At 73.4% G+C, this 13,093-nt stretch carries 14 protein-coding genes; 6 read left to right on the forward strand and 8 right to left on the reverse strand.

Annotation, left to right across the window (positions count from 1 at the left end):
• The 3 genes from CCN56_RS15830 to CCN56_RS15840 all read right to left on the reverse strand — a co-directional run.
• On the reverse strand, positions 1 to 722 hold a 722-nt coding region (locus CCN56_RS15830; protein ID WP_256961988.1), incomplete at its 3' end, for a peptidase.
• Positions 723 to 875: 153 nt separating this feature from the next.
• Positions 876 to 1,295: an ATP-binding protein gene (locus CCN56_RS15835; protein ID WP_086827476.1), complete on the reverse strand. Its 420-nt coding sequence runs from the start codon at positions 1,293 to 1,295 to the stop codon at positions 876 to 878.
• Positions 1,296 to 1,375: 80 nt separating this feature from the next.
• Positions 1,376 to 1,744: an STAS domain-containing protein gene (locus CCN56_RS15840; RefSeq protein ID WP_086827478.1), complete on the reverse strand. Its 369-nt coding sequence runs from the start codon at positions 1,742 to 1,744 to the stop codon at positions 1,376 to 1,378.
• Positions 1,745 to 1,966: 222 nt separating this feature from the next.
• Here CCN56_RS15840 and CCN56_RS15845 point away from each other — a divergent pair, with 222 nt between their 5' ends.
• Positions 1,967 to 2,908 (forward strand): RNA polymerase sigma factor SigF, encoded by a 942-nt coding sequence (locus tag CCN56_RS15845; protein WP_086827480.1) that lies wholly within the window; start codon positions 1,967 to 1,969, stop codon positions 2,906 to 2,908.
• 119 nt (positions 2,909 to 3,027) lie between these two features.
• Here the strand turns inward: CCN56_RS15845 and CCN56_RS15850 are convergent, their stop codons facing one another.
• A complete protein-coding gene (locus CCN56_RS15850; protein WP_086827482.1) occupies positions 3,028 to 3,618 on the reverse strand; it encodes a hypothetical protein in 591 nt (196 codons plus the stop codon).
• Between the two features lie 115 nt (positions 3,619 to 3,733).
• Here CCN56_RS15850 and CCN56_RS15855 point away from each other — a divergent pair, with 115 nt between their 5' ends.
• On the forward strand, positions 3,734 to 4,087 hold the full coding sequence (locus CCN56_RS15855) for a hypothetical protein (RefSeq protein ID WP_086827484.1): 354 nt from the start codon (positions 3,734 to 3,736) through the stop codon (positions 4,085 to 4,087).
• Between the two features lie 274 nt (positions 4,088 to 4,361).
• Here the strand turns inward: CCN56_RS15855 and hutI are convergent, their stop codons facing one another.
• The 4 genes from hutI to hutU all read right to left on the reverse strand — a co-directional run bounded on the left by hutI (position 4,362) and on the right by hutU (position 9,937).
• Positions 4,362 to 5,531: an imidazolonepropionase gene (gene hutI / locus CCN56_RS15865; protein ID WP_086827485.1), complete on the reverse strand. Its 1,170-nt coding sequence runs from the start codon at positions 5,529 to 5,531 to the stop codon at positions 4,362 to 4,364.
• A gap of 103 nt (positions 5,532 to 5,634) precedes the next feature.
• Positions 5,635 to 6,999 (reverse strand): formimidoylglutamate deiminase, encoded by a 1,365-nt coding sequence (locus tag CCN56_RS15870; RefSeq protein WP_086827487.1) that lies wholly within the window; start codon positions 6,997 to 6,999, stop codon positions 5,635 to 5,637.
• A complete protein-coding gene (locus CCN56_RS15875) occupies positions 6,990 to 8,186 on the reverse strand; it encodes an allantoate amidohydrolase (RefSeq protein WP_086827497.1) in 1,197 nt (398 codons plus the stop codon). The genes CCN56_RS15870 and CCN56_RS15875 overlap by 10 nt, the downstream gene beginning before the upstream one ends.
• An 86-nt stretch (positions 8,187 to 8,272) precedes the next feature.
• On the reverse strand, positions 8,273 to 9,937 hold the full coding sequence (gene hutU / locus CCN56_RS15880) for a urocanate hydratase (RefSeq protein WP_086827488.1): 1,665 nt from the start codon (positions 9,935 to 9,937) through the stop codon (positions 8,273 to 8,275).
• Between the two features lie 114 nt (positions 9,938 to 10,051).
• Between hutU and CCN56_RS15885 the strand changes: the two genes are divergently transcribed.
• The 4 genes from CCN56_RS15885 to CCN56_RS15900 form a co-directional block, all read left to right on the forward strand.
• Positions 10,052 to 11,368, forward strand: coding sequence for a diaminopimelate decarboxylase (locus tag CCN56_RS15885; protein ID WP_107484161.1), 1,317 nt, complete (start codon positions 10,052 to 10,054; stop codon positions 11,366 to 11,368).
• Between the two features lie 32 nt (positions 11,369 to 11,400).
• Positions 11,401 to 11,880, forward strand: coding sequence for an SRPBCC family protein (locus CCN56_RS15890; RefSeq protein WP_086827493.1), 480 nt, complete (start codon positions 11,401 to 11,403; stop codon positions 11,878 to 11,880).
• Between the two features lie 151 nt (positions 11,881 to 12,031).
• Complete coding sequence (locus CCN56_RS15895) at positions 12,032 to 12,418, forward strand: hypothetical protein (protein WP_086827495.1); 387 nt, start codon at positions 12,032 to 12,034, stop codon at positions 12,416 to 12,418.
• Positions 12,415 to 13,093, forward strand: a 679-nt coding sequence (locus CCN56_RS15900; protein ID WP_256961987.1) for a transcriptional regulator, incomplete at its 3' end; no start/stop codon positions are given. The genes CCN56_RS15895 and CCN56_RS15900, both read left to right, overlap by 4 nt.

The following is a 13,093-nucleotide window of genomic DNA, read 5'->3' on the forward strand; positions in this document are numbered from 1 at the left end:
ACGGCGACCAGCTGCCCAAGACCGGCCCGCTCGACTCCGCCGTGGCGCTCGGCACCCTCGGCGGCACCGTCCTGCTGACCGGTGCCGCCGAGGGTGCCGAGCGCCACGGCGGAGTCGAGCGGGCCGGTCTTGGGCAGCTGGTCGCCGTCGGTGGCGGGCGGCGGGGTGTCCGAGCCTCCCGAACCACCGCCCGAACCGCCGCCCGAGACCCCCGTGACCTGGAGCTCGAGCGAGGGCTTCGGGTTGTTCTTCGGGGTGCAGACGGCGGCGTCCATCCCGAGGGCGTGCACGGTGAGGACGCCGGCCGTGAAGGTGACCTTGCCGTTCTTCTTCGGGGTGAACGTGCCGGTCAGCGTGCCGATCTTGATCGGGGTGTCCGGCGGGATGGCCGCCGTGTTCGGCGACCCCGTGACCTTCACCGTGCCGCTCGCGTCACCGCCGAGCACGAGCTCGGCGCGCGGGGTCATGACGCCCTTGGGGAGCTCGACCGGGCTGTCGGAGACGCCCTTCTCGAACGACATCGTGATCGTGTAGCCGCTGCCGCTCTTGACGGCCTTGATGTCGACGGGCGAGACGGCGCTCTTGGGCCCGATCTTCGTCTCGCAGGCGTAGTTGACGTCGACGACCTCCGCCTGGGCGGCCGGCGCCGACACCAGCACGGTCACGCCCGCCACCGCGACCGCGGCCGTGAGCGCGGCGGTCGTTCTCCTCCGGTTCGGCACCTTGGACACCCGAGCACCCCTCACCGCAACGAAACTGACGGTCTTTCAGATTGGCCGTCAAGGTACGCCCGGGGCGTTGAGGAGGGAAGGCGGGGGAACCGGTGAAGTTGTGAAAGTCCTCGGCGGGGCGAAAGCCCCGGGCGGGTGAAAGCCCTAGGCGGGCGCGGCCAGTTCGGCCCAGACCGTCTTGCCGGGGGCTCCCGGGGTGCGGTCGATGCCCCAGTCGAGGCAGAGGCGCTGCACGATGAACATGCCGTGGCCGCCCGGCCGTCCGGAGCGGTGCGGGGTGCGCGGGGCGGGCTGGCCGGCGCCGCGGTCGGTGACTTCGAGGCGGAGCGTCCCGGGCATCCGCAGGACGCGCAGGCGCTCGGGGCCCTCGGCGTGCAGGCAGGCGTTGGTGACGAGCTCGGAGACGACGAGCAGGACGTCCTCGGCGGCGGCCCTGCGGTCGGCGGTGGCGGCCGGCAGCCAGCCCCACTCGAGGAGCGCCGAGCGCGTGAAGTCACGCGCGAGCGGCACGGTGCCGCTGGTCTCGCCGAGGGCGAGCGTCCGGACGTCGGAAGCTTGGTCCATCAACGCTTCACCTCACCGATCGACGGGACAGAGGGACGGGACGTACGGGCGGAGCCGCGGAGCGGGGTGTGGCCCCGGTCTCAGTCGGGGAGCGCCGTGGCGAGCGTCTCATGGACGGTGAAGACGGCGTCCGCGCCCGTGATGTGGAACACCCGGGCCACCGCGGGCCGCATCCCCACCAGATGGACGCCGCCGCCGGCGGCGTCCGCCCTCAGCCGGGCGCCGAGCAGCACGTTGAGTCCGGTCGAGTCGCAGAACTCCAGGCCCGTGCAGTCGACGACGAGTCGTGCGCGGCCCGCGTCGAGGGCGTCGTCCAGAGGGGTGCGCAGCAGGTCGGCGGTGTGGTGATCGAGCTCACCGACGGGCGTGAGGAGCGCGCCCCCGGGCACGTCGCGGACCTCGACCCGCAGCCGCGCGGGTGACGCGCTGCCGATGTGTTCGCGGTCCATGGCCGTGCCTCTTCTCGCTCTCGCGGATGCCGACTGACGTGTCCCGAACCCTACAAGCGGGTCGCCCTCCGATGCACACGAGGTACTTCCCATATCGGTACGAAACGGATTATTGCCACTTGCAACCATCCGGGTCGAGCAGGTAGGGCTAGAAAGGAACGTCCGACCCGGCCGGCTTTGGAGGCGCCGCAAACCGCAGCGAGAAGAACCCGAAGGAGACCCATGTCACCCCGGCTCGACGCCCCGCGTACCCCCGACGCGCCGTCGGCAGCAGTCCCCCTCCCCCCTGCCGCATCCGTCACACCTGCCGCATCCGTCACACCCGTCACACCTGCCGCATCCGTCGTCGATCTGCCCGACCGGCTGCTCGACACGCCGCTCGACCGGATCGGACCGGTCGACGCCCGCGCCCTGTCGAAGCAGCTCTTCGCCCGGCTCTCCGAGCTGGAGGAGGGCACCCACGACTACGCGTACGTCCGCAACACCCTCGTCGAACTCAACCTCGCCCTGGTCAGGTTCGCCGCCGCCCGGTTCGGCACCCGCAGCGAACCGATGGAGGACATCGTCCAGGTCGGCACCATCGGCCTCATCAAGGCGATCGACCGCTTCGAACTGACCCGCGGCGTCGAGTTCCCGACCTTCGCGATGCCGACGATCATCGGCGAGATCAAGCGCTTCTTCCGCGACACCTCGTGGTCCGTGCACGTGCCCCGCAGACTCCAGGAGCTCCGGCTCGACCTCGCCAGGGCGGGTGACGCGCTCGCACAGCGGCTCGACCGCGCGCCGACCGTCGCCGAGCTCGCCGAGGAGCTCGGCATCCGCCCGGAGGAGGTCGTCGAGGGCATGGCCGCGAGCAACGCCTACACCGCGACCTCGCTCGACGCGCAGCCCGACGACGAGGACGGCGCGGGCGGCGAGGCCGCGCTCGCCGACCGGCTCGGCTACGAGGACCACGGGCTCGCCGGGATCGAGTACATCGCCTCCCTCAAGCCGATGATCGCCTCGCTCCCGGCCCGCGAGCGGCAGATCCTCTCCCTGCGCTTCGTCTCCGGCCTCACCCAGTCGGAGATCGGCGCGGAACTCGGCATCTCGCAGATGCACGTGTCCCGGCTCCTCGCCCGCACCCTCGGTCGGCTGCGGCGGGGGCTGACGCTGGAGGAGTGACCTCGCCGAGATGGCCGCGTCACGGGCCCGTCCACGGTCGGCCGACCGTGGACGGGCCCTTTCGCGAGACCGCCGCCGGCGGGCGGCGGAGGCACCGGTCCTGGCGCTGTCCGCCTGACCTACCAGCCGATCTGTACGCCCCCGATGAGCTCGCCGTCGATGCGGGCGGCGAGCTTCCGCGCGCGGGGAAGGTCGCCGGGCCTGTCGACGTGCACGAAGACGGTGTGGTGCGGGGTCCAGCCGTCGATCTGGGCCCTGTCCCCGTGCAGGACGAGCTGGACGCCGTCGTACGTGTCGGAGCCGAGGCGATCCGTCTCGGGGTCGTCCGGCCACCGCCCCCGCCACCAGATGTCGGCGACCCCCTCGCCGAGGGCCCGGACGAAATCCGGCCCGACGGTGGCGGCGGGCACCTCGGCGGAGAGGAACAGCGGCAGTTCGGCGCGGACCTCGGCGTCCCCGGCCGTCCCGAGATCGAGCTCGCAGAAGAGGTACTCCCCCGTCGCCGGGTCCTGTACGGCCCCCACGTGGTCGACGGCCGCGCCCGGAAGCAGCCGCCCGACCCGCCGCGCCTCCTCGACGGTACGGACCTCGGCGTCGACGTACACCTCCTCGTCGACGCGCTCGAGCAGCCCGACGAGCCGCCACGCCCGCGCGTACGCCTCGTCGGCGTCGATGGTCGTGAAGACGGCGTGCGCCCGCGAGTGCCCCATGAGCCCCAACCTCGCACGGATCCCGGCCCCCGCGTAATCCATTGGCTGCCGCACCGTCGCCGTCGATACCGTCGGGCCCCAACAGCCATCCCGCACGGAGACAGAGAGCGAAGCCATGTCCGCGCAGCGACCGACGACCACCTTGTGGCGCCCCACCGGCCCCGTCGAGCTGGAGCTCGTACGGGAGTCGGGCCGGCGGGCCTGGCCGCCGCGGCTCCCGGAGCAGCCGATCTTCTACCCGGTGCTCAACGAGGAGTACGCGGTGAGGATCGCGCGCGACTGGAACGTGAAGCACAGCGGCGTCGGCTACGTGACCCGCTTCGAGGTCGACTCGGAGTTCCTCCGCCGGTATCCGGTCCAGCAGGCGGGCGGGCGGACGATTCTGGAGTTGTGGGTTCCCGCCGAGGAGTTGGACGAGTTCAACGCGCACATCGTCGGTGAGATCGAGGTCGTCCACGAGTTCCGCTGACAGCCCTCAGGCCGTGAACGACGCCTTGTAGGCGAGGCGGGTGCCCCGGGTCCGTCCACGCGGCGTGGGTCGCCGCGAAGCGGGCCGGCTCCGGGGCGCCCCCGTGAACCGCCCGGAGGTGGGCGGCCAGGCGGGGCGGTGCATCGAGGGTGCGGAGGAGGTCCGCCACCGCCTGGGGGAGCGGGTGGAGTGGCGGGTCCGCCGGGGCGCGCAGCGCTCGGGACGGTTCGTCGTCCGACGGTCGCATCGGGTCGGGCTACGGGGCGCTCCGTGCTCAGACCGCCCGCACGCCCTTCCGCCAGACCTCCGCGATCATCGGGACGCCCGGGCGGTAGGCCAGGTGGACGTGGGAGGGGGCGTCGAGGATCGTCAGGTCCGCCCGCGCGCCGACGCTCAGGTGGCCGACGTCGGTGCGACGCAGGGCCGCGGCGCCGCCGGCGGTGGCCGACCAGAGGGCCTCGTCGGGGGTCATCAGCATGTCGCGGACGGCGAGGGCGATGCAGAAGGGCATCGAGGAGGTGAAGGAGGAGCCCGGGTTGCAGTCCGTGGAGAGGGCGACCGTGACGCCCACGTCGATCAGGCGGCGGGCGTCCGGCCATTCGGCCCGGGTGGAGAACTCGGCGCCGGGGAGCAGCGTCGCGACCGTGTTGCCCTGGGCCAGCGCGTCGATGTCGGCGTCGGTGAGGTGGGTGCAGTGGTCGGCGCTCGCCGCGTCCAGCTCGACCGCCAGCTGGACGCCGGGGCCGTACGTGAGCTGGTTGGCGTGCACCCGGGCCTGCAGGCCCTTCGCCATGCCGGCCTTGAGGATCGCGCGGGCCTGGTCGCCGTCGAACGCGCCCTTCTCGCAGAACACGTCCACCCAACGGGCGTACGGCGCACAGGCGTCCAGCATCTCGCCCGTCACCAGCTTCACGTACGCGGCCGGGTCGTCCGCGTAGTCGGGGGAGACGATGTGCGCGCCGAGGTACGTCACCTCGTCCGTGTGCTCTGCGGCGATGCGCAGCGCGCGGGCCTCGTCCTCGACGGTCAGGCCGTAGCCGGACTTCGTCTCGAAGGTCGTGGTGCCCTGGCGGAGGGCCTCCCACATGTACTTGGCCACGTTCGCCGAGAGCTCCGCGTCCGTGGCGGCCCGCGTCGCCGCGACCGTCGTGCGGATGCCGCCCGCCTTGTAGGGCTGGCCGGACATGCGGGCGTTGAACTCCGCCGTGCGGTCGCCCGCGAAGACGAGGTGCGAGTGGGAGTCGACGAAGCCGGGGATCACGGCGCGGCCGGCCGCGTCCACGGCCTGGTCGGCCGCCGGGGCCGCCGCCGCCGGGCCCACCCAGGAGACCTTTTCGTCCTCCAGGACGAGGGCCGCGTTCCGGACCAGGCCGAGGGGGCCCTCGCCGACCGCGGGGTCGTTCGTTACCAGGCTGCCGATGTTCGTGATCAGCGTCGTCGTCATGTTGCTCTCCGGTGGGGGCGGGCGGTTCGGGTGCGGGCCGGTGGGCCGGTGGTGCCCACCCGTTCCGCCCCGCGGAACGCATGCCCACCACCGGCCGGCGCGCCTAGTTCCTGAGCGTGGCGATCGCCGAGGCCAGGGCCTCGCCCACGTTCGGTACGGCGACGTGCGTGCCGTCCTGGACGATGCTCCGGCCGCCCACCACCACGTGGTGCACGTCCGCCGCCGTCGCCGCGAAGACCGCCGTCTCGGCCGCGAGGCGCGGGACCGGGCCCGCCGTGCGGACCGAGTCGAGGGTGATCGTCGTGAAGTCGGCCAGGGCGCCCTGCTCCAGGGTGCCCGCGTCGGCCCAGCCGAGGGCCGCGTGGCCGTCGGCGGTGGCGGCGCGGAGCAGCGCCGCGGCCGTCCAGTGGCCGCGGGTGCGGGTGCGCAGGCGCTCGTTCAGCTCCATGGCCCGCGCCTCCTCCAGGAGGTCGATGACGGCGTGGCTGTCGCTGCCCAGGGAGAGCGGCGAGCCGGCGCGCTGGAGGGCCACGGCCGGGCCGATGCCGTCCGCGAGGTCCCGTTCGGTCGTCGGGCACATGCACGTGCCGGTGGCGGACCCGCCGAGGAGCGCGATGTCCTCGTCCGTCATGTGGGTGTTGTGGACGCCCGTCGTGCGCGCGCCGAGGACGCCGTGCTCCGCCAGGAGCTGCGTGGGCGTCATGCCGTGGGCCGCGAGGCAGGCCTCGTTCTCCGCGGTCTGCTCCGAGAGGTGGACGTGCAGGGGGGCCTGGCGGGCCTCCGCCCACTGGGCGACCGTCGACAGCTGGTCCGCCGGGACCGCCCGTACGGAGTGGATCGCGGCGCCGATGCGTACGCCGTCCCGGTCCTTCAACGCGCTCACCCGCTCGGCCCACTTCTCCGCCGTGCCGTCCGTGAAGCGGAGCTGGTGCTGCTCGGGGGCGGCGCCGAAGCCGGAGGAGAGGTAGGCGGTGTCGAGGAGGGTGATGCGGATGCCCGCCTCGGCGGCCGCCGCGATCAGGGCCTCGCCCATGGCGTTGGGGTCGGCGTACGGGCTGCCGCCGGGCGCGTGGTGCAGGTAGTGGAACTCGCCGACGGAGGTGACGCCCGCGAGCGCCATCTCCGCGTACACCGCGCGGGCGAGCGCGAAGTAGCTGTCGGGGGTGAGGCGCTGGGCGACGGCGTACATGACCTCGCGCCAGGTCCAGAACGTGCCGGAGCCGACCTGGACCGTGCCGCGCAGGGCGCGGTGGAAGGCGTGCGAGTGGGCGTTGGCCAGGCCGGGGACGGTGAGGCCGCGGAGGATCACGGCGCCCGGGGGCGGGACCTCCACCCCCGTGCGCACGGCTCCGATGCGGCCGTCGGAAGTACCCGCGGCGGAGCCGCTGGTGGACACGGTCAGGGCCACGCCCGGCTCGACGTTCGTATCGAGCCAGGCGTGCTCCAGCCAGTACGTCGTCAGCGGCACGCCAGCTCCTCCAGTACGTCGGCGAGTGCGAGGACTCCGGCCACGCAGTCGTCCTCGGCCGCGTCCTCGGCCGGGGAGTGCGAGACGCCGGTGGGGTTCCGTACGAACAGCATGGCGGTCGGGATCGATTCGGACAGGATGCCCGCGTCGTGTCCCGCGCCGGTGCCGAGGACCGGCACCTTGCCCGTGGTGCCCAGGATCCGGGAGAGCTCGTCGCGCAGGGCGTGCGAGAAGTCCACGATCGGGGTGAAGGACTCCCGGACGACGTTGAGGTCGATGCCGTGGCGTTCGGCGTAGGCGCGGGCCTCCGCCTCGATGCCCGTGACGACCTTGTCGAGGGCGCCCTGGTCGGCGGCGCGGGCGTCGAGCCAGCCGCGGACCATCGACGGGATGGCGTTGACGCCGTTCGGCTCGACGGCGATCTTGCCGAAGGTGGCGACGGCGCCCGCGAGTTCGGCCTCGCGGCGGGCGGCGAGGACGGTCTCGGCGTACGTGAGCATCGGGTCGCGGCGGTCGACCAGGCGGGTGGTGCCCGCGTGGTTGGCCTCGCCGGCGAAGTCGTACCGCCAGCGGCCGTGCGGCCAGATGGAGGAGGCGATGCCGACGGGGTCGCCGGAGAGGTCCAGGGCACGGCCCTGCTCGACGTGGAGCTCGACGAAGGCGCCGATGCGGGCGAGCCGCTCGGGGTCCGCGCCGATCGTCGACGGGTCGTACCCGGCGGCCTCCATGGCCTGCGGGAGGCTGATGCCGTCGGCGTCGCGGAGCTCGTACGCCTGCTCCTTCGTCAGCCGTCCCGAGGTGAGGCGGGAGCCGACGCAGGCGAGGCCGAAGCGGGCTCCCTCCTCGTCGCCGAAGTTGACGATGGCGAGGGGCCGCCTGAACGAGACGCCGCGGGCGCGGAGTTCGTCGAGGGCGGCGAAGGCGGAGACGACGCCGAGGGGGCCGTCGAAGGCGCCGCCGTCGGGGACGGAGTCCAGGTGGGAGCCGGTGACGACGGCGTCGCCGGCCGTCGGGTCGCCGAGCCAGGCCCACTGGTTGCCGTTGCGGTCGGTCTCGACGTCCAGGCGGCGGGCCTCGGCCTGCATCCGGAACCAGAGCCGGCAGTCGGCGTCGGCCTCGGTCCAGGCGTAGCGGCGGTAACCGCCGGAGGCCGCGTTGCGGCCGATGGGGGCGAGGCTGCGCCACATCGCGTGGAACGAGGGGGAGTTCCCCCGCCCCGCCGAGGCGGCCCGGGCGGAGCCGCGGGGCGCCTCGGCGGGGTCGTGGGACGGGGTCACGCGGAGTCACCCTCACGCATCGGGACGCGGACGCCGCGCTCGTCGGCGACGCGCTCGGCGATGTCGTAGCCGGCGTCGACGTGGCGGATGACGCCCATGCCGGGGTCGTTGGTGAGCACGCGGCGGATCTTCTCGCCGGCGAGCTTGGTGCCGTCGGCCACGGAGACCTGGCCGGCGTGGATGGAGCGGCCCATGCCGACGCCGCCGCCGTGGTGGATGGAGACCCAGGAGGCGCCGGAGGCGACGTTGACCATGGCGTTCAGCAGCGGCCAGTCGGCGATCGCGTCGGAGCCGTCGAGCATGGCCTCCGTCTCGCGGTACGGGGAGGCCACGGAGCCGCAGTCCAGGTGGTCGCGGCCGATGGCGAGCGGGGCGGCGAGGGTGCCGTCGGCGACCATGTCGTTGAACATGGAGCCGGCCTTGTCGCGCTCGCCCTGGCCGAGCCAGCAGATGCGGGCGGGCAGGCCCTGGAAGTGGACGCGCTCGCCGGCCATCTTGATCCAGCGGTGCAGGGACTCGTTCTCCGGGAAGAGGTCGAGGATCGCCTTGTCCGTCTTGTGGATGTCCGAGGCCTCGCCGGAGAGGGCGGCCCAGCGGAACGGGCCCTTGCCCTCGCAGAACAGCGGGCGGATGTAGGCGGGGACGAAGCCGGGGAAGGCGAAGGCGCGGTCGTAGCCGGCCAGCTGGGCCTCGCCGCGGATCGAGTTGCCGTAGTCGAAGACCTCGGCGCCCGCGTCCATGAAGCCGACCATGGCCTCGACGTGCTTGGCCATCGACTCGCGGGAGCGCTGCGTGAAGCCGGCCGGGTCCTTGGCGGCCGCGTCGGCCATGTCCTCGAAGGCGACGCCGATCGGGAGGTACGACAGCGGGTCGTGGGCCGAGGTCTGGTCGGTCACGATGTCGATCGGGGCGCCCTCGGCGAGCATCTGCGGGAGCAGCTCGGCGGCGTTGCCGAGGAGGCCGATGGAGAGCGGGCGGCGGGCGTCGCGGGCCTCGACGGCCAGCTGGAGGGCGTGGGCCAGGTTGTCGGCCTTGACGTCCAGGTAGCGGTGCTCGATGCGGCGCTCGATGGCGCGCGGGTCGACGTCGATGCAGATCGCGACGCCGTCGTTCATCGTCACGGCCAGCGGCTGGGCGCCGCCCATGCCGCCGAGGCCGGCGGTGAGGGTGATGGTGCCGGCCAGGGTGCCGCCGAACTTCTTCGCGGCGACGGCGGCGAAGGTCTCGTACGTGCCCTGGAGGATGCCCTGGGTGCCGATGTAGATCCAGGAGCCGGCCGTCATCTGGCCGTACATGGTGAGGCCGAGCTGCTCCAGGCGGCGGAACTCCTCCCAGTTGGCCCAGTCGCCGACCAGGTTGGAGTTGGCGAGGAGGACGCGCGGGGCCCACTCGTGGGTCTGCATGACGCCGACGGGGCGGCCGGACTGGACCAGCATGGTCTCGTCCTGCTTGAGGGTGCGCAGGGTGCGGACCATGGCGTCGAAGGAGCGCCAGTCGCGGGCGGCCTTGCCGGTGCCGCCGTAGACGACGAGCTTGTCGGGGTGCTCGGCGACCTCGGGGTCGAGGTTGTTCTGGAGCATCCGGAGGGCGGCTTCCTGCTGCCATCCCAGGGCGCTCAGTTCCGTACCGCGGGCGGCTCGCACGGGGCGGGGTCCTGACATGGGGGTGCCTCCTCGAATGTCGTTCAGATATTCACATCTTGGCTGGCTGAATAGTCTTAGTCAACAGGGCGTACCGGCCACGCCGGGGACGAGGCATGGACGAGACTGGGCCGCATGGCCTCCTCCCGTCGCGATCTCGCCGTCCGAGCCACCGTCGATCAAGGACTCCTCACCCCCGCCGAACCGGTCGTCGCCCTCCTCGACACCGCCGGCATCCGCGCCTCCGCCACCGCCCTGACCAGCGCGTTCGCCGCCGTCACCGACGCACACGTGCTGCACGCCTTCGCCGTGAAGGCCACCCCGCTCGTCCCCGTCCTGCGCCTCCTCCACGAGGCCGGGCTCGGGGTCGAGGTCGCCAGCCCCGGCGAGCTGGCCCTCGCCCGCGCCGCCGGCGTCCCGCCCGCCCACACCGTGCTCGACTCCCCCGCCAAGACCCCGGCCGAGCTCCGCCAGGCCCTCGCGCTCGGGATCGCCGTCAACGCCGACAACCTCCAGGAGCTGGCCCGCCTCGACGCGCTCGTCGCCTCCGCCCCCACCTCCTCACCGCTCGGCCTCCGGGTGAACCCGCAGGTCGGAGCCGGTTCCATCAGCGCGCTGTCGACCGCGACCGCCACCTCCAAGTTCGGCGTGACGCTCCGCGACGAGGGCGCCCGCAAGGCCGTCGTCGCGGCCTACCTGGAGCGGCCCTGGCTGACCCGGCTGCACACCCACACCGGCTCCCAGGGCATCCCGCTCGCCCTCATGGCCGAGGGGGTCGGGGAGGCGTACGCGCTCGCCGAGGAGATCAACCGGACCGCCGGCCGGCAGCAGATCGACACCCTCGACATCGGCGGCGGCCTGCCGGTGAACTTCGCCTCCGACGAGGAGACCCCGACGTACGCCGAGTACGCCCGGCTGCTCGCCGACACCGTCCCCGGCCTCTTCGACGGCCGCTACCGGCTCGTCACCGAGTTCGGGCGCTCCCTGCTCGCCAAGCACGGCACGATCCTCGCCCGGGTGGAGTACACGAAGACCTCCGGCGGCCGCCCGATCGCCGTCACCCACGCGGGCGTGCAGCTGGCCACCCGTACGGTCTACGCCCCCGAGTCCTGGCCGCTGCGGATCCTCGCGTACGACTCCGAGGGGCGCCCCCGCACCGGGGACGCCACCGTCCAGGACGTGGCGGGCCCCGCCTGCTTCGCCGGGGACCTCCTCGCCCGGGGCCACGCGCTGCCGCTGCTCCACCCGGGGGACGTCGTGGCGGTCCCGGACACCGGCGCGTACTACTTCGCCCACCACTACGCGTACAACAGCCTGCCCCGGCCCGCGATCCACGGCTTCACCGTCGACGGCGACGGGGCGGTGACGTTCACGACCGTGCGGAAGGCCCAGACGCTCGACGAGATCGTCGCCGAGGCGGGCGGGGCACGGGCGGACGCGCTGGTCCGGTAGCGCTTCGGGAGCGGCCCGGTTTCGATGAGGTCATGACTGGAACGGGTACGGGCACCACCTCCGTCGTCGTCGAGCGCCGGGTCGCCGCCTCCCCCGGGCGGGTCTGGGAGTCGATCACCGACCTGCGGGACATGCCCCGCGTGCTCTCCGGCGTCGACCGGGTGGAGGTCCTCACCGAGGGCGTCTTCGACGTGGGCACGCGCTGGCGCGAGACCCGGCGGATGCTGGGCAAGGAGGCCACGGAGGAGATGACCGTGACCGAGTGCGAGCCGCCCGACCGGTACGTCACGGTCGCCGACTCGCACGGCATGCACTACGTCTCCGAGCTCACCCTGACGCCCGACGGCGCCGGGTCCACCACCCTGCGGATGGCCTTCTCCGCCCGGCCCGCCGGCGGCCGCACCCCGGGGCTCACCGGCCGGCTGCTCGCCCGCTTCGGGGCGAAGGCGGTCGCGAAGGCGCTCGCGAAGGACCTGTCCGACATCGCGCACGCGGTGGAGTCGCACGGCTGATCCCCCGATTGAAGATCTCTTTGGATCAATTCGCTTCAGACAGCGGCATGTTCCGATGGAAAATGCCAGAACGCCTCCCCGGGGCACGAACGTTCAGTAGCGTCACCGTCACTGCCGTACGTTCGCACGCCGCATCGGGAGGGGAACCCGCGTGCCCGGAATCGACGAGTGCCTCCTGGAGGCCATGGCCCTGCCCGGGGCGCGGGGCGCCTCCCTGGTCGACTGGACCAGCGGGCTCGCGCTCGGGACGGCGGGCGACTCACCGGTCGGCGACCACGAGACGACGGCCGCCGAGACCGCCGAACTCGCCCGCTCGGCGGCCGAGTTCGAATCCTTCACGACGGGAGGGGAGCAGGAGGGCCCGCCCGTCGAGGACCTGATCGTCACCACCCGCGCCGGCTACCACGTCCTCCGCTTCGTCGAGACCTCCTTCGACAGCAGTGTCTTCCTCCACCTCTGGCTCGACCGCGACTCCGGCAACCTCGCCCTCGCCCGCCTCCGGCTCCGCGACCTCGCGGACAGGCTGGTCCTGGGATGAGCGTCTCCCCGATGCTGGTGAGGCTCGCCGCCGAGAAGGCCACCGGCGCCCTGCTCCGCGACCACGGCACGCTCTACCTCGTCGACGGCCGGGTCGTGCACGCCGAGTCCCCCGTCGCCCCCGGCGTCGACGTCCTCCTCACCACCGGCGGCCGGCTGCCCCGCGAGGGCTGGGACGAGGCCGTCGACCGGGCCGGGGCGCACCGCGCGGTCGGCCGCTTCCTCGTCGACAGCGGCCGGCTGCACGACGGCGAGCTGGAGATCTGCCACCTCGGTGCCGTCTTCGACGCGGCCTTCTTCGCCCTCTCCCCCACCAGCGGGCCGACCCGCTTCCGGTACGGGGTGGGGCACTGGTTCGGGACCGTGCGACCGGTCTCCGCCGAGGCCGTCGAGCGCGAGACCGTGCGCCGCCGCGAACTCCTCGACGCCGTCTGGCCGTACGCCTCCGTCGACACCGCCCCGGTCGTGCCGCGCCCCACCGCCCCCGGCCAGGCCGTGGGGGCCCGCCGGCGCGCGCTGCTCGCCGCCGCCGACGGGCCCCCACGGCCTGGCCCGGGGCGGTGGGGCTCGGCACGACCGGGGCGGTGTCGACGGAGGCGTACGGCCAGACGGCGTCGAGGAGTTCGCGGCGGCGCCCGGTCCCGCGCTCGACGGCCTCGGCCGAGACCGGTCGCAC

It is taken from the genome of Streptomyces sp. NRRL B-24572, assembly GCF_002156145.1.
Classification (GTDB): Bacteria; Actinomycetota; Actinomycetes; order Streptomycetales; family Streptomycetaceae; genus Streptomyces; species Streptomyces vietnamensis.

Coding starts and splice junctions, on each gene's coding strand:
- CCN56_RS15850 (WP_086827482.1), bottom strand. CDS start 3,618: ATGGGGCACTCGCGGGCGCACGCCGTCTTCACGACCATCGACGCCGAC.
- CCN56_RS15845 (WP_086827480.1), top strand. CDS start 1,967: ATGTCACCCCGGCTCGACGCCCCGCGTACCCCCGACGCGCCGTCGGCA.
- hutU (WP_086827488.1), bottom strand. CDS start 9,937: ATGTCAGGACCCCGCCCCGTGCGAGCCGCCCGCGGTACGGAACTGAGC.
- CCN56_RS15885 (WP_107484161.1), top strand. CDS start 10,052: ATGGCCTCCTCCCGTCGCGATCTCGCCGTCCGAGCCACCGTCGATCAA.
- CCN56_RS15855 (WP_086827484.1), top strand. CDS start 3,734: ATGTCCGCGCAGCGACCGACGACCACCTTGTGGCGCCCCACCGGCCCC.
- CCN56_RS15890 (WP_086827493.1), top strand. CDS start 11,401: ATGACTGGAACGGGTACGGGCACCACCTCCGTCGTCGTCGAGCGCCGG.
- CCN56_RS15875 (WP_086827497.1), bottom strand. CDS start 8,186: ATGTGGCGCAGCCTCGCCCCCATCGGCCGCAACGCGGCCTCCGGCGGT.
- CCN56_RS15835 (WP_086827476.1), bottom strand. CDS start 1,295: ATGGACCAAGCTTCCGACGTCCGGACGCTCGCCCTCGGCGAGACCAGC.
- CCN56_RS15840 (WP_086827478.1), bottom strand. CDS start 1,744: ATGGACCGCGAACACATCGGCAGCGCGTCACCCGCGCGGCTGCGGGTC.
- hutI (WP_086827485.1), bottom strand. CDS start 5,531: ATGACGACGACGCTGATCACGAACATCGGCAGCCTGGTAACGAACGAC.